Source organism: Enterobacter cloacae complex sp. 397G4, assembly GCF_050031515.1.
GTDB classification, from domain to species: domain Bacteria; phylum Pseudomonadota; class Gammaproteobacteria; order Enterobacterales; family Enterobacteriaceae; genus Enterobacter; species Enterobacter hormaechei_C.
This window is the reverse complement of the sequence record NZ_JBLGWE010000001.1, coordinates 3,846,392-3,864,880: the sequence shown is the minus strand read 5'-3', so window position 1 is coordinate 3,864,880 and position 18,489 is coordinate 3,846,392. Positions and strand designations below refer to the sequence as shown.

The following is an 18,489-nucleotide window of genomic DNA, read 5'->3' as shown; positions in this document are numbered from 1 at the left end:
ATATTTATCTTACTGGCGCACCAGCCGTCCGGTGGCAGGCACAAAATCGGTATTGGTGCGCCACGGATTGATATCCAGACCGCCGCGACGGGTGTAGCGGGCGTAAACGCTCAGCTTTTCGGGCTGGCAGAAACGCTGGATGTCGTTGAAGATGCGCTCCACGCACTGCTCGTGGAATTCGTTGTGATGACGGAATGATACCAGGTAACGCAACAGCTTTTCACGGTCAATCTGTGGGCCGCGGTACTGGATCTGTACCGAGCCCCAGTCCGGCTGATGGGTGATAAGGCAGTTGGATTTCAGCAGATGGCTGACCAGCGTCTCGTTGACCACTTTTCCGCCCGCCGCGTTTTCCAGGTAGTCGGTGCTAAATTCATAGCTTTCCACCTCAATGTCCTGATCGTCGATGCAGGTGCCGTGGAAATGGGCAATGGGCTGTCCTTCCAGCTCATGCAGACGGTATAACGAGACGGTTACGTTGCCCTGCGCGCACGCGCTTAAATCACGTTCAAGCGTCTGTTGTACCTCGTCCCAGCTGTTGAATTTGGTCTGGTTAAAGCTGTTGAGATAGAGCTTAAAGCTCTTGGATTCGACCAGGTTTACGCTGGCGTAATCCAGCTCGACGTGGCCCACGGCCACCTGCGGCAGACCGCGCGCATTCAGCCAGGAGAGTTCGTACAGCGTCCAGATGTCGCCGCCGACAAACGGCAGCGCGTCAGCGTGCAGCCCGAGCGGATCGCGGTTCAGACTGCGCGGCACGCCCTGCAACAGGCTTGCATCGTAGGTGTCGCGGTAATCGGTCGATTTACCCAGCGTTAAGCCCGTTAACGCCTGATGATTTTCGTAAGACATGTTTCATAGCCACTTTACAGGTACACTTATGGGCTGAGTTTATCCTGTCTTACAAGAAGAGAGAAATCGGTGGATATCGAAACTGCAAATGCCCTGACGTCCTTCACGACCCGCTATTGCGATGCCTGGCATGAAAAGCGGGGGACGTGGCCGCAAAGTACTGACTTATATGGCGTGCCGTCACCGTGCATTATCGCTTCGCAGGATGATTACGTTATCTGGCAACCGAAACCGTTCACGGGCGAGCAGAATGTAAATGCGGTTGAACGCGCGATGGACATTGTGATACAACCTGCGCTTCATGCATTTTATACCACGCAGTTTGCCGGGGATATGACTGCATGTTTTGCAGGACAGCCGTTGACGCTGCTGCAAACCTGGAGCGAAGACGATCTGCAACGCGTTCAGGAAAACCTCATTGGTCACCTGGTCACGCAAAAACGCCTTAAGCTCTCTCCGACTCTTTTTATTGCGACGCTCGACAGTGAAATGGACGTCATTTCTGTCTGCAACCTGTCTGGCGAGGTCATCAAAGAGACGCTCGGCACCCGCAATCGCGACGTTCTCGCGCCTTCACTTGCGGATTTTCTTACCCAAATTGAGCCGCTTCTGTAATCCATGATGCTACTGGACGTGTGAGAGATCTCTTACACGCTCTGTGAGACATCGCCGAAACAGTTAGCGTTGCCTTAGGAATTTCAGATTAATATTAACTTATCGTTCAACAGGTTAGTGTTTTTCTGAAAGGAAATCCCCCGTTTCGCCTGGCTTACATTGCTTACAAGGTGGGTTGTAAGACGAAGCAGAATAGCGGATTCTATCTGTGTCGACAGGATGCCGACACGAGAAACGAACATCAGGATGATGGCGTTTCTTACCAGGGACACGTCAGGATGACGCCGCAGGAAGGCTTCAGGATGAAGCAAAGTGGATCACGCAGGATGCGTAAGGGACACCTCCAGGAAGGAGAACGAGAGCCGGTCAGGATGGTCGGTGGGTCAGGATGGCCAGGACGTTTCAGGATGAAACCTACACATCAGGACGATGTGAGCAGGAAGCAAAAGGTAAATGGATGACCAGGCCTTCGGGCATCAGGAAAAGTTGTCACGGATGAGCAGGGAGCACGTATTGTAGCTGGAATGCTGCGAAACGAACCGGGAGCACTGTTTTTACAGTGCTCCCTTTTTTTATTTCTGTCTTCCGCAATGCTATGCTTCGCGCCATTCCGTTTTTCAGTTGAGGTATATATGTCGCATCATGACAACGTTCGTGCGCAGTTGCACGCCATCGAAGCCCTTATGCGCCAGCATCAGCTGTGGCAGGATAACGCGCCGCAGCCAGACGCGTTCGCCAGCACCCAACCGTTTTGTCTGGATACGCTGGCCCCGTTCGAGTGGCTCCAGTGGGTCTTAATTCCGCGTATGCACGCGCTGCTGGAAGGTGGTCACGCGTTGCCCGCGTCTTTTGCCGTCTCTCCCTATTACGAAATGGCGCTGGAAGCGACCCACCCGGCGCGTGCCATGATGCTGGTGGAGCTGGAAAAGCTCGATGCGCTTTTCGCCGGTGACGATGCATGACGCTTGAGATCCTTTATCAGGATGAGTGGTTAGTGGCGGTGAATAAACCGTCCGGCTGGCTGGTGCACCGTAGCTGGCTCGATCGCGATGAGAAAGTCGTGGTCATGCAAACCGTGCGCGATCAGATCGGTCAGCACGTCTTTACTGCTCATCGTCTGGATCGGCCAACCTCTGGCGTTCTGCTGATGGGGCTTTCCAGTGAGGCGGGTCGACTGCTTTCGCAGCAGTTTGAGCAGCACCAGATGCAAAAGCGCTACCACGCCATCGTGCGTGGCTGGCTGACGGATTCCGCCACGCTTGATTATCCGCTGGTGGAGGAACTGGATAAAATTGCCGATAAATTTGCCCGCGAAGATAAAGGCCCGCAGCCTGCGGTGACCGACTATCGCGGTATGGCGACCACAGAACTGCCGGTGGCGACCAGCAAATTTCCGACCACGCGATACAGTCTGGTTGAGCTTTTGCCCAAAACCGGGCGCAAGCACCAGCTTCGCCGCCACCTTGCACATCTGCGCCACCCGATTATCGGCGACAGCAAGCACGGCGATCTGCGCCAGAACCGCAGCGCGGCCGAGCACTTTGGCTGTAACCGGCTGATGCTGCACGCCAGCGAGCTACGCCTGACGCACCCGTTTACCGGCGAACCGCTGACTATTCGCGCAGGGCTGGACGAGGTCTGGATGCAGGCGCTGTCACAGTTTGGCTGGCTGGGACAACTCCCCGAAAATGAAAGGGTTGAGTTTGCCGCAGGCAACGTTCAGGATGAGCAGCAAGCGCAATAATTACGGGAGCAAAGCATGGCTGAAGTAGGCATTTTTGTCGGCACGATGTACGGCAACTCGCTGCTGGTGGCGGAGGAAGCGGAAGCAATCCTCGTAAACCAGGGCCATAAAGCAACGGTCTATGAAGATCCGGAGCTGGCGGACTGGGAAAAGTATAAAGATAAATACATCCTGGTGGTGACCTCCACCACCGGGCAGGGCGATCTGCCGGACAGCATCGTCCCGCTTTTCCAGGGCATTAAAGACCAGCTTGGCTATCAGCCAGATGTTCACTATGGCATCATCGCCCTCGGCGATAGCTCTTACGCTAATTTCTGCGGCGGCGGTAAGCAGTTCGACGCGCTGTTGCAGGAACAGAGCGCTCAGCGCGTCGGAGAGATGTTGCTGATTGATGCGGGTGAACACCCTGAGCCAGAAAGCGAGTCAAATCCCTGGGTTGAACACTGGGCAACGCTCCTGAACTAACCCTGTACTATACAAACGCCAGGCCGGGTCAGGCGTAGCCGCCACCCGGCATTACACCCCGCCCCAAACGCCATTTCCGTGAACCACCTTCCACTCCTCTGGGCTTATGCCCTAAACAACCTCCCTCACGCCCTTCAATACTGTGTTTTTGCACGGTGAGGTGAAGAGGCACTCCTTCATATACTTTTCCCGTCACTATAAAACGGCTTCTGGCCGTACCAAAACCAAACACAAATCTCTCATTCTGATTACCCTACAGGTGCTGTACAGAATGAACCAGGCGAAAGCTATGTTTCAGGAGTGCAACAATGAGTACATTAAGCCACGCGGCGAGCAGCGCTGAGAAGCGCACCAACGCCCGCTACTGGATAGTGGTGATGCTGTTTATCGTCACCTCTTTCAACTACGGCGACCGTGCCACGTTATCCATTGCCGGCTCTGAGATGGCAAAGGACATCGGACTTGATCCGGTAGGTATGGGTTATGTTTTCTCCGCATTTTCATGGGCCTACGTAATCGGCCAAATCCCTGGCGGCTGGCTGCTGGACCGCTTTGGTTCAAAACGGGTCTATTTCTGGTCCATTTTCATCTGGTCGATGTTTACCCTGTTACAGGGCTTCGTGGATATCTTCAGCGGCTTCGGCATTATCATTGCGCTCTTTACCCTCCGCTTCCTGGTGGGCTTAGCGGAAGCGCCATCATTCCCTGGCAACAGCCGTATTGTGGCCGCCTGGTTCCCGGCGCAGGAGAGGGGAACGGCGGTAGCCATCTTTAACTCGGCGCAATACTTTGCGACGGTTATTTTCGCGCCAATCATGGGCTGGCTGACGCACGAAGTGGGCTGGTCGCACGTCTTCTTCTTCATGGGCGGGCTGGGGATCGTCATCAGCTTCATCTGGCTGAAAGTGATCCACGAACCAAACCAGCATCCGGGCGTGAACAAGAAAGAGCTGGACTACATTGCTGAAGGTGGGGCGCTGATCAACATGGATCAGAAAACCCAGAAAGCTAAAGTTCCGTTCAGCCAGAAATGGGGGCAGATCAAACAGCTCGTCGGCTCACGAATGATGATCGGTATCTATCTCGGCCAGTACTGCATTAACGCCTTAACCTACTTCTTTATCACCTGGTTCCCGGTTTACCTGGTGCAGGCGCGCGGGATGTCGATTCTGAAGGCGGGGTTTGTCGCCTCCGTGCCGGCCATCTGTGGCTTCGTGGGCGGGGTGCTTGGCGGGGTCATCTCCGACTGGCTGATGCGTCGTACCGGTTCGCTGAATATTGCGCGTAAAACGCCAATCGTACTCGGCATGCTGCTCTCCATGACCATGGTGTTCTGTAACTACGTCAGCGCGGAGTGGATGATTATCGGCTTTATGGCGATGGCCTTCTTCGGTAAAGGCATTGGCGCACTGGGCTGGGCGGTGATGGCAGATACCGCGCCGAAAGAGATCAGCGGCCTGAGCGGCGGTCTGTTCAACATGTTTGGCAACATTTCCGGCATTGTCACCCCAATCGCTATCGGTTACATCGTCGGCACCACTGGCTCCTTCAACGGCGCGCTGATTTATGTAGGCGTCCATGCGCTGGTGGCGGTACTCAGTTATCTGGTGCTGGTGGGTGACATCAAACGAATCGAACTGAAACCTGTTGGGGAGCGCGGATGATGACAACGCAATCAAGCCCGATCGTGACGGAGATGAAGGTCATTCCGGTGGCGGGGCAGGACAGCATGCTGCTCAACATTGGTGGCGCGCATAACGCCTGGTTCACCCGCAACATTGTGGTGCTGACCGACAGCGCAGGGAATACCGGCGTCGGGGAAGCGCCTGGCGGAGAGGTGATTTACCAGACGCTGGTCGACGCCATCCCGCAGGTGGTTGGGCAGGAGGTCGCCCGCCTGAACAAGGTGGTTCAGCGGGTGCATAAGGGTAACCAGTCGGCGGATTTTGATACCTTCGGCAAAGGCGCCTGGACGTTTGAACTGCGCGTTAACGCGGTGGCGGCGCTGGAGGCGGCCCTCCTCGATTTACTGGGCAAGGCGCTGAACGTGCCGGTCTGCGAACTGCTGGGGCCAGGCAAACAGCGTAATGCGGTAACGGTGCTGGGCTATCTGTTCTACGTTGGCGACCGGACGAAAACCGATCTGCCGTATCTGGAACGCTCGCCGGGCAGCCACGAGTGGTATCACCTGCGTCATCAGGAGGCGCTCTCTGGCGAGGCGGTGGTACGCCTTGCAGAGGCGGCGCAGGATCGCTACGGCTTCAAAGACTTCAAGCTGAAAGGCGGCGTTCTGCCCGGCGAGCAGGAGATTGACAGCGTGCGCGCGTTGAAAAAACGCTTCCCGGAGGCACGCATCACCGTCGATCCGAACGGCGCCTGGCTGCTGGATGAAGCTATCACGCTGTGCAAAGGGCTGGGCGACGTGCTGACCTACGCGGAAGATCCGTGCGGCGCTGAGCAGGGATTTTCTGGCCGCGAGGTGATGGCCGAATTCCGCCGCGCTACCGGGCTGCCGGTTGCGACCAACATGATCGCCACCAACTGGCGCGAAATGGGCCATGCGGTGATGCTGAATGCGGTGGACATACCGCTGGCGGACCCGCACTTCTGGACCCTTTCCGGCGCGGTGCGCGTGGCGCAGCTGTGCGATGACTGGGGGCTCACCTGGGGCTGCCACTCCAATAACCATTTCGACATTTCGCTGGCGATGTTTACCCACGTTGGCGCGGCGGCGCCGGGCAACCCGACCGCCATCGATACGCACTGGATCTGGCAGGAAGGCGAAGCGCGCCTGACCAAAAATCCACTTGAAATCAAAAACGGCACAATTGCCGTACCGGATGCGCCGGGGCTGGGCGTGGAGCTTGACTGGGATCAGATCCACAAGGCGCATGAAGCGTATAAAAAACTGCCGGGCGGCGCGCGCAACGACGCAGGCCCGATGCAGTACCTTATCCCCGGCTGGACATTTGACCGTAAGCGCCCTGTATTTGGACGTCACTGATAAAAGGATCGAACGATGAGCACATTTTCTACCCCTGTAGTCACCTCCATGCAGATCATTCCTGTCGCGGGACATGACAGCATGCTGATGAACCTGAGCGGCGCCCATGCGCCGTTCTTCACCCGTAATATTGTGGTGATCAAGGACAACTCAGGGCATACCGGTGTCGGTGAAATCCCGGGCGGGGAGAAGATCCGTAAAACGCTGGAGGACGCCATTCCGCTGGTGGTGGGTAAAACGCTGGGCGAGTACAAAAATGTGCTGACTCGCGTGCGTACGACCTTTGCCGATCGTGATGCGGGTGGCCGTGGTCTGCAAACGTTTGATCTGCGCACCACTATCCATGTGGTCACGGGCATTGAAGCCGCGATGCTGGATCTGCTGGGCCAGCATCTTGGCGTCAATGTCGCCTCCCTGCTGGGCGACGGCCAACAGCGCAGCGAAGTGGAAATGCTCGGCTACCTGTTCTTTATCGGCAACCGCAAACTCACCCCGCTGCCGTACCAGAGCCAGCCGGACGAAAAATGCGACTGGTATCGTGTGCGTCACGATGAAGCGATGACCCCGGATGCGGTAGTGCGCCTGGCGGAAGCCGCGTATGAAAAATATGGCTTTAATGACTTCAAGCTGAAAGGCGGTGTACTGGCGGGTGAAGAAGAAGCAGAGGCGATCGCCGCGCTGGCGAAGCGCTTCCCGCAGGCGCGCGTCACGCTGGATCCGAACGGTGCCTGGTCGCTTGATGAGGCGATAAAAATCGGTAAGCAGCTTAAAGGCGTGCTGGCCTATGCGGAAGATCCGTGCGGTGCAGAGCAGGGGTTCTCCGGACGTGAAGTGATGGCGGAGTTCCGTCGCGCCACCGGGCTGCCAACCGCCACCAACATGATCGCGACCGACTGGCGTCAGATGGGGCACACGCTCTCGCTGCAATCGGTGGACATTCCGCTGGCAGACCCGCACTTCTGGACGATGCAGGGCTCGGTTCGCGTGGCGCAGATGTGCCATGAGTTCGGCCTGACCTGGGGCTCGCACTCCAACAACCACTTCGACATCTCGCTGGCGATGTTCACCCACGTGGCGGCTGCCGCGCCGGGCAACATTACCGCCATCGACACCCACTGGATCTGGCAGGAGGGCAACCAGCGCCTGACCAAACAGCCGTTTGAAATCAAAGGCGGTATGGTACAGGTTCCTGCTACGCCGGGTCTGGGCGTAGAACTGGATATGGACCAGGTCATGAAAGCGCATGAGCTGTACCAGAAACACGGCCTGGGGGCGCGTGATGACGCGCTGGCGATGCAATACCTGATCCCAGAGTGGACATTCGACAATAAACGTCCGTGCATGGTACGATAAGCGCATTGGGACCGCTCCCATGAGTGGTCCCTTACGTGGTGTATGCTTAACGTAACTAACATGCGTAAGGATGGCTTATGAAAATTGTTATCGCTCCGGACTCGTATAAGGAAAGCTTGAGCGCGCTGGAGGTGGCGACAGCGATAGAGGTCGGTTTTCGCGACATTTTCCCGTCAGCGGACTATGTCAAATTACCGGTTGCCGATGGTGGCGAAGGGACGGTGGAAGCGATGGTGGCAGCCACGCATGGGCGTCTTGTCCATGTTCCCGTTACCGGGCCTTTGGGTGAACGCGTGGAAGGGTTTTTCGGGTTATCCGGAGACGGGAAAAGCGCCTTTATCGAGATGGCGGCAGCGAGCGGTCTGGAGCTTGTTGCTCCCGCAAAGCGTAACCCGTTAATCACCACCTCCTGGGGAACCGGGGAACTGATCCGTCATGCGCTGGATGCGGGCGTAAAGCATATCATTATTGGCATTGGAGGCAGCGCGACCAATGACGGTGGCGCAGGCATGGTGCAGGCGCTGGGCGTAAAACTGCTGGATGCGAAAGCGCAGCCCGTAGGGCCGGGCGGCGGCGAACTGGCAAGCCTTGCACATATCGATCTTAGCGGGCTGGATAAGCGGCTGGCAGACTGTCGAATTGAAGTGGCCTGCGATGTAACCAACCCTCTGATCGGCGAGACAGGCGCTTCTGCGGTATTTGGTCCGCAGAAAGGGGCGACGCCGGAGATGATCAGGACGCTGGACAACGCGCTGGCGCATTACGCAAAAATTATCGCCCGGGATCTGGATATTGACGTCTTAAACCTGGCGGGCGGCGGTGCGGCTGGCGGAATGGGGGCGGCGCTGTATGCATTTTGCGGCGCACAGCTCCGTCAGGGGATTGAGATTGTCACCGATGCCCTGCATCTTGATGAACAGGTCGCGGACGCCGATCTGGTGATCACGGGCGAAGGGCGTATCGACAGCCAGACGATCCACGGCAAAGTGCCCGTTGGCGTGGCGAGAGTCGCGAAACGCTATAACAAGCCGGTTATCGGCATTGCCGGCAGCCTGACGGCGGATGTTGGCGTGGTGCATGAGCATGGACTGGATGCCGTATTCAGCGTGATCTACACCATCTGCTCGCTGGAGGATGCGCTGGAAAATGCGCAACAGAATGTACAGATGGCCGCAAGGAATATTGCAGCGGTGATAAAGATGGGGCGGGGGATGTCGCGTTAACGTTCGTGCTCCTGTAGGCCCGGTAAGCGAAGCGCCACCGGGCTTTGGTCTTAGCTCCCCAACACCTTCATTGCTTCCCGCGTCACGTTGTCCATCTCGTCCAGCAGCTCCAGGAACTCCGGTTCGAGATCGGATTCTGGCGTACCCGCGCGGAGCTGCTGTTCAAGCAACTGGCAGAGATTTTTCAACCGCGGTACGCCGCTGTAGCCGCAGCTGCCATGCAGTTTATGAATGGCTTCCAGCAGTCCTTCGGGGTTTTCACCCACCAGCTGTTCTTCAACCTTGTTACGGATCTCAGGCAGGAAGTCCACCAGCATTTGCAGCATATCGCGGGCCAGATCCGGTTTACCCGCCGCCTGGCGCAGCGCCAGTTGCCAGTCAAACGTGGCATTCTGGTTAATGCTGATCTCCGGCGATTCAGCTGTAATGGTGTATGTCCCGCCAATGTGCCCCGGCTTGTAGCGCAGCAGCAGGCTGTGCAGCTTCTCTTCGTCGATCGGTTTCGCCAGATAATCGTTCATGCCCGCACCCAGCAGTTTCTCCTTTTGCCCCGCCATCGCGTGCGCCGTCACGGCAATCACCGGCGTCTGCTGCTGGTGCGGAAGCTGGCGAATCAACTCGCAGGCGCGGATGCCATCCATGCCCGGCATCTGAATATCCATCAGGATCAGGTCGAACTGCATCTGTTTGGCTTGTTCCACGGCTTCGGCGCCGCTGGTACACAGCTCAACATGCTGAACCTGATCCTCAAGCAGCACGCCAATCAGCTTCAGGTTCGCCGGGTTGTCGTCCACGGCCATCACCGTCATCGGCAGCTTATGTTCGTCGTTTTCCAGCGGCAGGGACTGATGCGTCAGACGGCAATATTCGGTCAACGCAGGTAACAGCCGTGTGGCGGTGAGGGGTTTCAGCAGACACGCCGCCGCTCCGTCGTTTTTCAGCTCTTCGGCGTTGATTTGGGCGTGGCACGGCAGCGCCAGCAGCAGGTAGTCCGTCATTGAGGCCGCCTTCGCCAGGCGTTCCTGCTGCATGGTCAGTTCTCCGGTAAACGTCACCGGAATCCCCAACAACAGGATATCGTAATGATCGTTCGCCAGCGCGGAGAAGGTCGGGCTGTAGATGACCTCCAGCGGCGTGCTGCTTAATACATCCAGCGTACACTGCGCCGCCGCGGCGTTCGGTTCCACATAGGCCAGACGCATCCCCTTCAGGCACCCGGTGACCGGGCCGTCGGTCTGCACGTTCGGGTTAAGATCAAGGTTGATATGGAACCAGAAGGTTGAGCCCCGGTTAGGCTGGCTGTGGAAGGAGATATCGCCTCCCATCTCTTTCACCAGCTTTTGGGTGATCACCAGCCCCAGGCCCGTTCCGCCGTGACGACGGGAAATGCTCGCATCGGCCTGGCGGAAAGCCTGGAACAGACGCGTCTGATCGCGCTCCGGAATACCAATGCCGGTATCCCGGATCTGCACTTCAATCTGGACTTTGTTATTACTGAGCGCCCTTTTTTCGACCAGAATATCGATGTTGCCGCTCTCGGTGAACTTAATCGCGTTGCCCACCAGATTGGTAATGACCTGTTGCAGGCGCAGCGGGTCGCCAATGACGTTATCCGGCACATCATTTTTAATATTGAGCGTCAGTTCCAGACCCTTATCATGCGATGAGTGGGCAAGAAGCGTGACCACGTCATCCAGCGTGCTGCGCAGCGGGAAGGGAATACTCTCCAGAATCAGCTTGCCCGCTTCCAGCTTCGAGAAGTCCAGTACGTCGTTAATAATGGTCAGCAGGTTGTTGGCTGAGCGTTCAATGGTATGCAGATGGTCACGCTGGGTCGGGTTCAACTCGCTTTTGAGCGTCAGACGGGTGAAGCCAATCACCCCGTTCAGCGGCGTGCGCAGCTCGTGCGACATGTTCGCCAGGAACTCAGACTTAATTCGTGCCGCCTCCTGCGCACGTTTTTTCGCCAGATCCAGCTCCACGTTCTGGATCTCCATCTGCTCCAGCGTTTCGCGCAGGTCAGAGGTGGCCTGGTCAACGTTGTGCTGCATCTCTTCGTGATAAGCCGCCAGCGACATCGCCATTGAGTTGATGCCATTTTTCAGCATATCCAGCTCGCCGAGCATAAAGCCTTCCACGCGGCTGTCGAGCTGACCCCGGCGGATCCGGTCAACGGTATTCACCATGTTGCGGATAGGCCCCGTGACGTCGCGCATCAGTCGCCAGCCGAAGATCAGCGCGATGCCGATGCAGAACAGCATCATCACGCCGGAGATGAATATTTCTTTGTACTGCTGGAGCCGTACCGACTTAAGATCCAGCTCCAGCGCCACATATCCCAGCATATTATTGCTGGACTTCGCATCGGACTGGGCGGATTCATCGGGTGAATAGCTTTCGGAGATAATCGGCGTGCGCAGGATCATGATATCGCCGCGCCGCAACACCGTAAGGTGACGCGGGAAGGGGGTACCATCCGGGATTTTCAGCGACGTGGGATCCAGATGGAAATTCGAGGTGACGAACAGACGGTTATGCTCATCGTAAACGGAAATGGCGCGCACAATCTCTGAATGACGGCGGTGCAGCACGCTGATTAACTGACCAATGGATTCACGGTTTTGCAGGTTCATACCGTACTCGCTGGAGACGGCCAGCGGTTCGATAATGCTGGCCCCGGCATCTTCAAGCTGTCTCTGCAAATCGTTATAGCGATGCACCACAAAGAAAATGCTCAGCAGCAAACCGATGAGAACGGTAGGAGCGAGGATCAAAATCATCATGCGCGCGCGCAGGCTGTAGTTGGTCATGGAGTTCCGTTATGGGACAATCAGGCTAATTATGTTTATTTGAGAACAATCTCGGCGATGGCGCAATTCTACTCTGCAAAACGACGCGTGACGACGCGTCAGATCATAACTGTTGAAGCCACGGACCTCGATCCTTTTGGACAGGGGGTGGCGCGTCACAAGGGTAAGACACTGTTTATCACAGGTTTGCTGCCAGGAGAACGCGCAGATATTACGCTGACGGAAGAAAAACGTCAGTATGCGCGCGGTCAGGTCAAGCGCCGTCTTAATGATAGCCCGGAGCGCGTGATGCCTCGCTGCCCCCATTTTGGCGTCTGCGGTGGCTGCCAGCAACAGCATGCCAGCACAGAATTACAGCAAAAAAGTAAAAGCAGCGCGCTGGCCCGCCTGGTCGGACACGACGTGAATGACATCATTGCCGATCGGCCCTGGGGCTACCGTCGCCGCGCTCGCCTGAGCCTCAGCTACCAGTCCAAAACCGAGCGGCTGGAGATGGGTTTTCGCAAAGCCGGCTCCAGCGATATCGTCTCTGTCACGCAGTGCCCTGTTTTGGTGCCCCATCTTGAGGCGTTGCTCCCGGACGTGCACCACTGTCTTGCATCGCTGGATGGCGTGCGTTCGCTGGGCCATGTCGAACTGGTGCTGGCCAACAGTGGCCCGCTGATGGTACTGCGCCACACCGCGCCGCTGTCAAAGGCGGATCGCGAAAAACTGGAACGCTTTTCGCATTCTCATGAGCTTGCGCTTTTCCTCGCGCCGCAAAGCGAGATACTTGAGCAGGTCAGCGGAGAAGCGCCCTGGTATGCGTCAGACGGGCTACGCTTAACGTTCAGCCCGCGGGATTTTATCCAGGTCAACGACGGCGTGAACCAGCAGATGGTGGCGAACGCGCTGGCGTGGCTGGACGTACAACCCACCGATCGGGTGCTCGATCTGTTCTGCGGTATGGGGAACTTTACCCTGCCGCTGGCCCGCAAAGCAGCAAGCGTGGTCGGGGTGGAAGGCGTTGAGGCGCTGGTGGTGAAAGGCCAGGAAAACGCCCAACAGAACGGCTTGCAAAATGTGACATTCTTTCATCAAAATCTTGAGGATGATGTTACTCAGCAACCGTGGGCTAAGCAGGGCTTTGATAAGATCCTGCTCGACCCGGCGCGCGCAGGTGCGCCGGGCGTGATGCAGCATATAATTAAACTCGCGCCTGAACGCGTGGTCTATGTTTCCTGTAACCCGGCGACGCTTGCCCGTGACAGCGAAGCATTATTGAGCGGGGGTTACCAGATTCGACGTCTGGCAATGCTGGACATGTTCCCGCACACTGGTCATCTGGAATCGATGGTGTTGTTCGAGCACATCTAATGAGTTTGGCTTGTCGACTTCGACAGGCCCTTGTCCCTAAAGGAGAGGACGATGGTTGCGGTAAGAAGTGCACATTTAAATAAAGCTGGTGAGTTTGACCCTCAAAAATGGATCGCAAGTCTGGGGATTTCCAGCCAGCAGTCGTGTGAACGCTTAACCGAAACCTGGGCCTATTGTTTACGCACAACGCAGGGGCATCCGGACGCTGAACTGCTGTTGTGGCGCGGCGTGGAGATGGTTGAAATTCTCTCCATGCTGAACATGGATATCGAAACGCTACAGGCCGCACTGCTGTTCCCCCTGGCGGACGCCGACGTGGTGACGGAAGACGTCCTGCGTGAAAGCGTCGGCCAGTCCGTCGTGGCGCTTATCCACGGCGTGCGTGACATGGCAGCCATTCGTCAGCTTAAAGCCGCGCAAACGGACTCTGTCTCTTCCGAGCAGGTGGATAACGTCCGCCGCATGCTGCTGGCGATGGTAGATGATTTCCGCTGCGTGGTGATCAAGCTGGCCGAACGGGTTGCCCATCTGCGTGAAGTGAAGGATGCGCCGGAAGACGAGCGCGTCCTGGCCGCTAAAGAGTGTACGAATATCTATGCGCCGCTGGCGAACCGTCTCGGTATCGGGCAACTGAAGTGGGAGCTGGAAGATTACTGCTTCCGCTATCTGCATCCGGCGGAATACAAACGCATTGCTAAATTGCTGCACGAACGCCGCATTGACCGCGAGCACTATATCGAGGAATTTGTCAGCGGGCTGCGCCAGTCGATGAAAGAGGAGAATGTGCGCGCCGAGGTCTACGGGCGTCCGAAGCACATCTACAGCATCTGGCGCAAAATGCAGAAGAAACATCTCGCCTTTGACGAGCTGTTTGACGTGCGCGCCGTACGTATCGTGGCGGAGCGTCTCCAGGACTGCTATGCCGCGCTGGGGATAGTGCATACTCACTTCCGCCATCTGCCGGATGAGTTTGATGACTACGTCGCCAACCCCAAACCAAACGGCTATCAGTCTATTCATACCGTGGTGCTCGGCCCTGGCGGCAAAACGGTGGAAATTCAGATCCGTACCAAACAGATGCACGAAGACGCCGAGCTGGGCGTGGCGGCGCACTGGAAATACAAAGAGGGTACCTCCGGCGGCGGTCGCTCCGGTCACGAGGACCGTATCGCCTGGCTGCGTAAGCTGATTGCGTGGCAGGAAGAGATGGCCGACTCCGGCGAAATGCTCGACGAAGTGCGCAGTCAGGTCTTCGACGATCGCGTCTACGTCTTTACCCCGAAAGGGGATGTTGTTGATTTGCCGGCAGGCTCCACGCCGCTCGATTTCGCCTACCACATCCACAGCGATGTGGGGCACCGTTGCATCGGGGCGAAGATCGGCGGACGTATCGTACCGTTTACCTACCAGCTCCAGATGGGCGATCAGATTGAAATCATCACCCAGAAGCAGCCAAACCCAAGCCGCGACTGGCTGAATCCGAACCTCGGTTACGTTACCACCAGCCGTGGGCGCTCTAAAATCCACGCCTGGTTCCGCAAGCAGGATCGTGACAAGAACATCCTTGCCGGTCGTCAGATCCTGGACGACGAGCTGGAACATATCGGGATAAGCCTGAAAGAGGCGGAGAAGTTCCTGCTGCCGCGCTACAACTTCAACGAGCTCGACGAACTGTTAGCGGCGATTGGTGGCGGCGATATCCGCCTGAACCAGATGGTGAACTTCCTGCAAGCGCAGTTCAACAAGCCAAGCGCAGCGGAGCAGGATGCGGCGGCGCTGAAACAGCTCCAGCAGAAAACCTACGCTCCGCAGCAGCGCAGCAAGGACAATGGCCGCGTGGTGGTTGAAGGGGTGGGTAACCTCATGCACCATATTGCCCGCTGCTGCCAGCCGATCCCGGGAGACGATATTGTCGGCTTTATCACCCAGGGGCGTGGGATCTCGATTCACCGCTCCGACTGCGATCAGCTTGCAGAGCTGCAATCGCATGCGCCGGAACGTATCGTGGAAGCCGTCTGGGGGGAGAGCTACTCGGCGGGTTACTCGCTGGTGGTGCGCGTCACTGCCAACGACCGCAGCGGCCTGCTGCGCGACATCACCACCATTCTCGCCAACGAGAAGGTCAACGTGCTGGGCGTTGCCAGCCGCAGCGATACCCGCGAGCAGCTTGCCACCATCGATATGACTATCGAAATCTATAACCTTCAGGTGCTGGGCCGCGTACTCGGCAAACTGAATCAGGTGCCGGATGTGATTGACGCGCGTCGTCTGCACGGCGGCTAAACATCCTCTTCTGTAGGCCGGGTAAGGCAACGCCGCCACCCGGCTCAGGCATTTAATGGAATCTGTTATGACTCAAATCGACCGCCTGCTTGGCATCATGAAACGCCTGCGCGACCCGGAAAACGGCTGCCCGTGGGATAAAGAGCAGACTTTCGCCACCATTGCGCCTTACACGCTGGAAGAGACCTACGAAGTGCTGGACGCGATTTCGCGCGAAGATTTCGACGACCTGCGCGGTGAGCTGGGCGACCTGCTGTTCCAGGTTGTGTTCTACGCGCAGATGGCGCAGGAAGAGGGGCGCTTTAACTTTGACGATATCTGCGCCGCTATCAGCGACAAGCTGGAGCGTCGTCATCCGCATATTTTTGGCGATGCCTCCGCAGGCAACAGTGCGGAAGTGCTGGCGCGCTGGGAGCAGATAAAAAGCGCCGAACGCGCTGAAAAATCCCAGCACTCGGCGCTGGACGACATTCCCCTGAACCTTCCCGCGCTGATGCGCGCGCACAAAATTCAAAAGCGCTGCTCGGCGGTAGGGTTTGACTGGAACTCTCTCGGCCCGGTGCTGGAAAAAGTGCACGAAGAGATCGACGAAGTGATGCATGAAGCGCAGCAGGCCGTTGTGGATGAAGCAAAGCTGGAAGAGGAGATGGGCGATCTGCTGTTTGCGACCGTCAACCTTTCGCGCCACCTCGGTGTAAAAGCGGAAACCGCCCTGCAAAAAGCGAACATTAAATTCGAGCGACGCTTTCGCGAAGTTGAGCGGATTGTGGCCTCGCGCGGCCTGGAAATGAGCGGGATTGACCTCGACGCGATGGAAGAAGTCTGGCAGGAAGTAAAACGCCAGGAACATGATCTCTAACGAGATTTTGCGATCAAGCGCAATTTGTGTGATTTTTTAAATGACAAGCGCTTGATTTGCGTCAAAAACATTTACCCAAAAGGGGCTATTTTCTCACTCCTTATGTTTGTCATGGCCTGGAGTGGAGACGGAGAATGAAAGTTTGTGGCGCTCGTCGTGTTCGGGTATACTACTTTCCCGTCCTGGTTATTCCATCGTTTCACCCTAACTTCTCAGGTTCAGCATGACAACGAACTATATTTTTGTGACCGGCGGGGTCGTATCCTCTCTGGGTAAAGGCATTGCCGCAGCCTCCCTCGCAGCCATTCTTGAAGCCCGTGGCCTCAATGTGACCATGATGAAACTGGATCCGTACATCAACGTCGATCCTGGCACCATGAGCCCAACCCAACACGGGGAAGTGTTCGTTACTGAAGACGGCGCTGAAACCGATCTGGATCTTGGCCACTACGAGCGTTTCATCCGTACCAAAATGACCCGTCGTAACAACTTTACGACTGGCCGTATCTACTCTGACGTTCTGCGTAAAGAGCGCCGTGGTGACTACCTGGGCGCGACCGTGCAGGTCATCCCACACATCACTAACGCCATCAAAGAACGTGTCCTTGCCGGTGGCGAAGGGCATGACGTTGTGCTGGTTGAAATCGGCGGTACCGTAGGGGATATCGAATCCCTGCCGTTCCTCGAAGCGATTCGTCAGCTGGCGGTAGATATTGGTCGTGAGCACGCGCTGTTCATGCACCTGACGCTGGTGCCTTACATGGCAGCAGCAGGTGAAGTGAAAACCAAACCGACTCAGCACTCTGTTAAAGAGCTGCTCTCCATCGGTATTCAGCCTGACATCCTGGTTTGCCGTTCCGATCGCGCGATTCCGGCGAACGAACGCGCGAAAATTGCATTGTTCTGTAACGTGCCTGAAAAAGCCGTTATTTCAATGAAAGATGTCGATTCCATTTATAAAATCCCGGGCCTGTTGAAATCACAGGGTCTGGACGATTATATTTGTAAACGATTCAGCTTGAACTGTCCGGAAGCTAACCTGTCTGAATGGGAGCAGGTGATTTACGAAGAAGCCAATCCGGGCGGCGAAGTGACTATCGGTATGGTCGGCAAGTACATCGAACTGCCGGATGCCTACAAGTCAGTTATCGAAGCGCTGAAACACGGTGGTCTGAAGAACCGCGTCTCTGTGAACATCAAGCTGATTGATTCACAGGATGTGGAGACGCGCGGCGTTGAAATTCTTAAAGATCTGGATGCTATCCTCATCCCTGGCGGCTTCGGCTACCGTGGTGTTGAAGGCAAGATCGCCACTGCACGCTATGCGCGTGAAAACAATATTCCATACCTCGGTATCTGCCTGGGTATGCAGGTTGCGCTGATTGAATTTGCGCGCAACGTAGCGGGAATGGAAAACGCGAACTCTACGGAATTTGTGCCAGACTGTAAGTACCCTGTTGTGGCGCTGATTACGGAATGGCGCGACGAAGACGGTAACGTCGAAGTCCGTACCGAGAAGAGCGATCTGGGTGGCACCATGCGTCTTGGCGCACAGGCCTGCCAGCTGTCCGACGATAGCGTGGTACGCAAGCTGTACGGCGAGCCGGTCATCACCGAGCGCCATCGTCACCGCTATGAAGTCAACAACATGTTGTTGAAACAAATTGAAGCTGCGGGTCTGCGTGTTGCGGGCCGTTCCGGGGATGATCAGTTAGTCGAGATCATCGAAGTGCCTAACCATCCGTGGTTCGTGGCCTGCCAATTCCACCCGGAATTTACTTCAACGCCGCGTGACGGGCATCCGCTGTTTGCAGGCTTCGTGAAAGCCGCCAGCGAGTACCAGAAGCGTCAGGCGAAGTAAAAAAAGTTAGAACGGCAACGCGTACCTTTGGTACGCGTTGTTTGTCTGGAGTTTTAGTTTAACT

General features: G+C 56.6%; 14 protein-coding genes. 12 read left to right on the top strand and 2 right to left on the bottom strand.

The genetic code is table 11. The features are described from left to right. Positions 1-9: 9 nt before the first annotated feature. Positions 10-852 carry an NADPH-dependent 7-cyano-7-deazaguanine reductase QueF gene (gene queF / locus ACQG1Y_RS18610; RefSeq protein WP_045347789.1) on the bottom strand — a complete coding sequence of 281 codons (843 nt, stop codon included), beginning with the start codon at positions 850-852 and terminating at the stop codon, positions 10-12. A 69-nt stretch (positions 853-921) separates the two neighbouring features. Here queF and syd point away from each other — a divergent pair, with 69 nt between their 5' ends. The 8 genes from syd to ACQG1Y_RS18570 all read left to right on the top strand — a co-directional run bounded on the left by syd (position 922) and on the right by ACQG1Y_RS18570 (position 9,256). Next, entirely contained in the window at positions 922-1,467 is a 546-nt protein-coding gene (gene syd, locus ACQG1Y_RS18605; RefSeq protein WP_254309361.1) for a SecY-interacting protein, read from the top strand. Between the two features lie 632 nt (positions 1,468-2,099). Beyond that, a complete protein-coding gene (locus tag ACQG1Y_RS18600) occupies positions 2,100-2,429 on the top strand; it encodes a YqcC family protein (RefSeq protein WP_017382834.1) in 330 nt (109 codons plus the stop codon). Next, a complete protein-coding gene (gene truC, locus ACQG1Y_RS18595) occupies positions 2,426-3,211 on the top strand; it encodes a tRNA pseudouridine(65) synthase TruC (protein ID WP_015571733.1) in 786 nt (261 codons plus the stop codon). Before ACQG1Y_RS18600 ends, truC begins: the two co-directional genes overlap by 4 nt. Before the next feature lie 15 nt (positions 3,212-3,226). After that, positions 3,227-3,676 carry a flavodoxin gene (locus tag ACQG1Y_RS18590; protein WP_023295346.1) on the top strand — a complete coding sequence of 150 codons (450 nt, stop codon included), beginning with the start codon at positions 3,227-3,229 and terminating at the stop codon, positions 3,674-3,676. Between the two features lie 308 nt (positions 3,677-3,984). After that, the gene (gene gudP, locus ACQG1Y_RS18585) at positions 3,985-5,340 is read left to right on the top strand and encodes a galactarate/glucarate/glycerate transporter GudP (RefSeq protein WP_003862734.1); all 1,356 of its coding nucleotides are present in this window, start codon (positions 3,985-3,987) and stop codon (positions 5,338-5,340) included. After that, positions 5,340-6,680: an enolase C-terminal domain-like protein gene (locus ACQG1Y_RS18580; protein WP_026080574.1), complete on the top strand. Its 1,341-nt coding sequence runs from the start codon at positions 5,340-5,342 to the stop codon at positions 6,678-6,680. The genes gudP and ACQG1Y_RS18580 overlap by 1 nt, the downstream gene beginning before the upstream one ends. A gap of 15 nt (positions 6,681-6,695) precedes the next feature. Then, the gene (gene gudD, locus ACQG1Y_RS18575) at positions 6,696-8,033 is read left to right on the top strand and encodes a glucarate dehydratase (RefSeq protein WP_032619132.1); all 1,338 of its coding nucleotides are present in this window, start codon (positions 6,696-6,698) and stop codon (positions 8,031-8,033) included. 77 nt (positions 8,034-8,110) lie between these two features. Further along, positions 8,111-9,256, top strand: a complete 1,146-nt coding sequence (locus ACQG1Y_RS18570; protein WP_032102905.1) for a glycerate kinase — start codon at positions 8,111-8,113, stop codon at positions 9,254-9,256. Positions 9,257-9,306: 50 nt separating this feature from the next. Here the strand turns inward: ACQG1Y_RS18570 and barA are convergent, their stop codons facing one another. Further along, entirely contained in the window at positions 9,307-12,066 is a 2,760-nt protein-coding gene (gene barA / locus ACQG1Y_RS18565) for a two-component sensor histidine kinase BarA (RefSeq protein WP_133983167.1), read from the bottom strand. Between the two features lie 57 nt (positions 12,067-12,123). On the opposite strand from barA, the gene rlmD reads away from it, so the two are divergent. From rlmD to pyrG, 4 genes are all read left to right on the top strand, one after another. Continuing rightward, on the top strand, positions 12,124-13,422 hold the full coding sequence (rlmD, locus tag ACQG1Y_RS18560) for a 23S rRNA (uracil(1939)-C(5))-methyltransferase RlmD (protein ID WP_023295343.1): 1,299 nt from the start codon (positions 12,124-12,126) through the stop codon (positions 13,420-13,422). A gap of 51 nt (positions 13,423-13,473) precedes the next feature. Further along, entirely contained in the window at positions 13,474-15,705 is a 2,232-nt protein-coding gene (gene relA, locus ACQG1Y_RS18555; RefSeq protein ID WP_003862722.1) for a GTP diphosphokinase, read from the top strand. A gap of 67 nt (positions 15,706-15,772) precedes the next feature. Further along, the gene (gene mazG / locus ACQG1Y_RS18550) at positions 15,773-16,564 is read left to right on the top strand and encodes a nucleoside triphosphate pyrophosphohydrolase (protein WP_017382826.1); all 792 of its coding nucleotides are present in this window, start codon (positions 15,773-15,775) and stop codon (positions 16,562-16,564) included. 223 nt (positions 16,565-16,787) lie between these two features. Beyond that, positions 16,788-18,425, top strand: a complete 1,638-nt coding sequence (pyrG, locus tag ACQG1Y_RS18545; RefSeq protein WP_003862718.1) for a glutamine hydrolyzing CTP synthase — start codon at positions 16,788-16,790, stop codon at positions 18,423-18,425. The last annotated feature ends 64 nt before the right edge of the window (positions 18,426-18,489 follow it).

Coding starts and splice junctions, on each gene's coding strand:
- queF (WP_045347789.1), bottom strand. CDS start 852: ATGTCTTACGAAAATCATCAGGCGTTAACGGGCTTAACGCTGGGTAAA.
- ACQG1Y_RS18600 (WP_017382834.1), top strand. CDS start 2,100: ATGTCGCATCATGACAACGTTCGTGCGCAGTTGCACGCCATCGAAGCC.
- truC (WP_015571733.1), top strand. CDS start 2,426: ATGACGCTTGAGATCCTTTATCAGGATGAGTGGTTAGTGGCGGTGAAT.
- ACQG1Y_RS18590 (WP_023295346.1), top strand. CDS start 3,227: ATGGCTGAAGTAGGCATTTTTGTCGGCACGATGTACGGCAACTCGCTG.
- gudP (WP_003862734.1), top strand. CDS start 3,985: ATGAGTACATTAAGCCACGCGGCGAGCAGCGCTGAGAAGCGCACCAAC.
- ACQG1Y_RS18580 (WP_026080574.1), top strand. CDS start 5,340: ATGACAACGCAATCAAGCCCGATCGTGACGGAGATGAAGGTCATTCCG.
- gudD (WP_032619132.1), top strand. CDS start 6,696: ATGAGCACATTTTCTACCCCTGTAGTCACCTCCATGCAGATCATTCCT.
- ACQG1Y_RS18570 (WP_032102905.1), top strand. CDS start 8,111: ATGAAAATTGTTATCGCTCCGGACTCGTATAAGGAAAGCTTGAGCGCG.
- barA (WP_133983167.1), bottom strand. CDS start 12,066: ATGACCAACTACAGCCTGCGCGCGCGCATGATGATTTTGATCCTCGCT.
- rlmD (WP_023295343.1), top strand. CDS start 12,124: ATGGCGCAATTCTACTCTGCAAAACGACGCGTGACGACGCGTCAGATC.
- relA (WP_003862722.1), top strand. CDS start 13,474: ATGGTTGCGGTAAGAAGTGCACATTTAAATAAAGCTGGTGAGTTTGAC.
- mazG (WP_017382826.1), top strand. CDS start 15,773: ATGACTCAAATCGACCGCCTGCTTGGCATCATGAAACGCCTGCGCGAC.
- pyrG (WP_003862718.1), top strand. CDS start 16,788: ATGACAACGAACTATATTTTTGTGACCGGCGGGGTCGTATCCTCTCTG.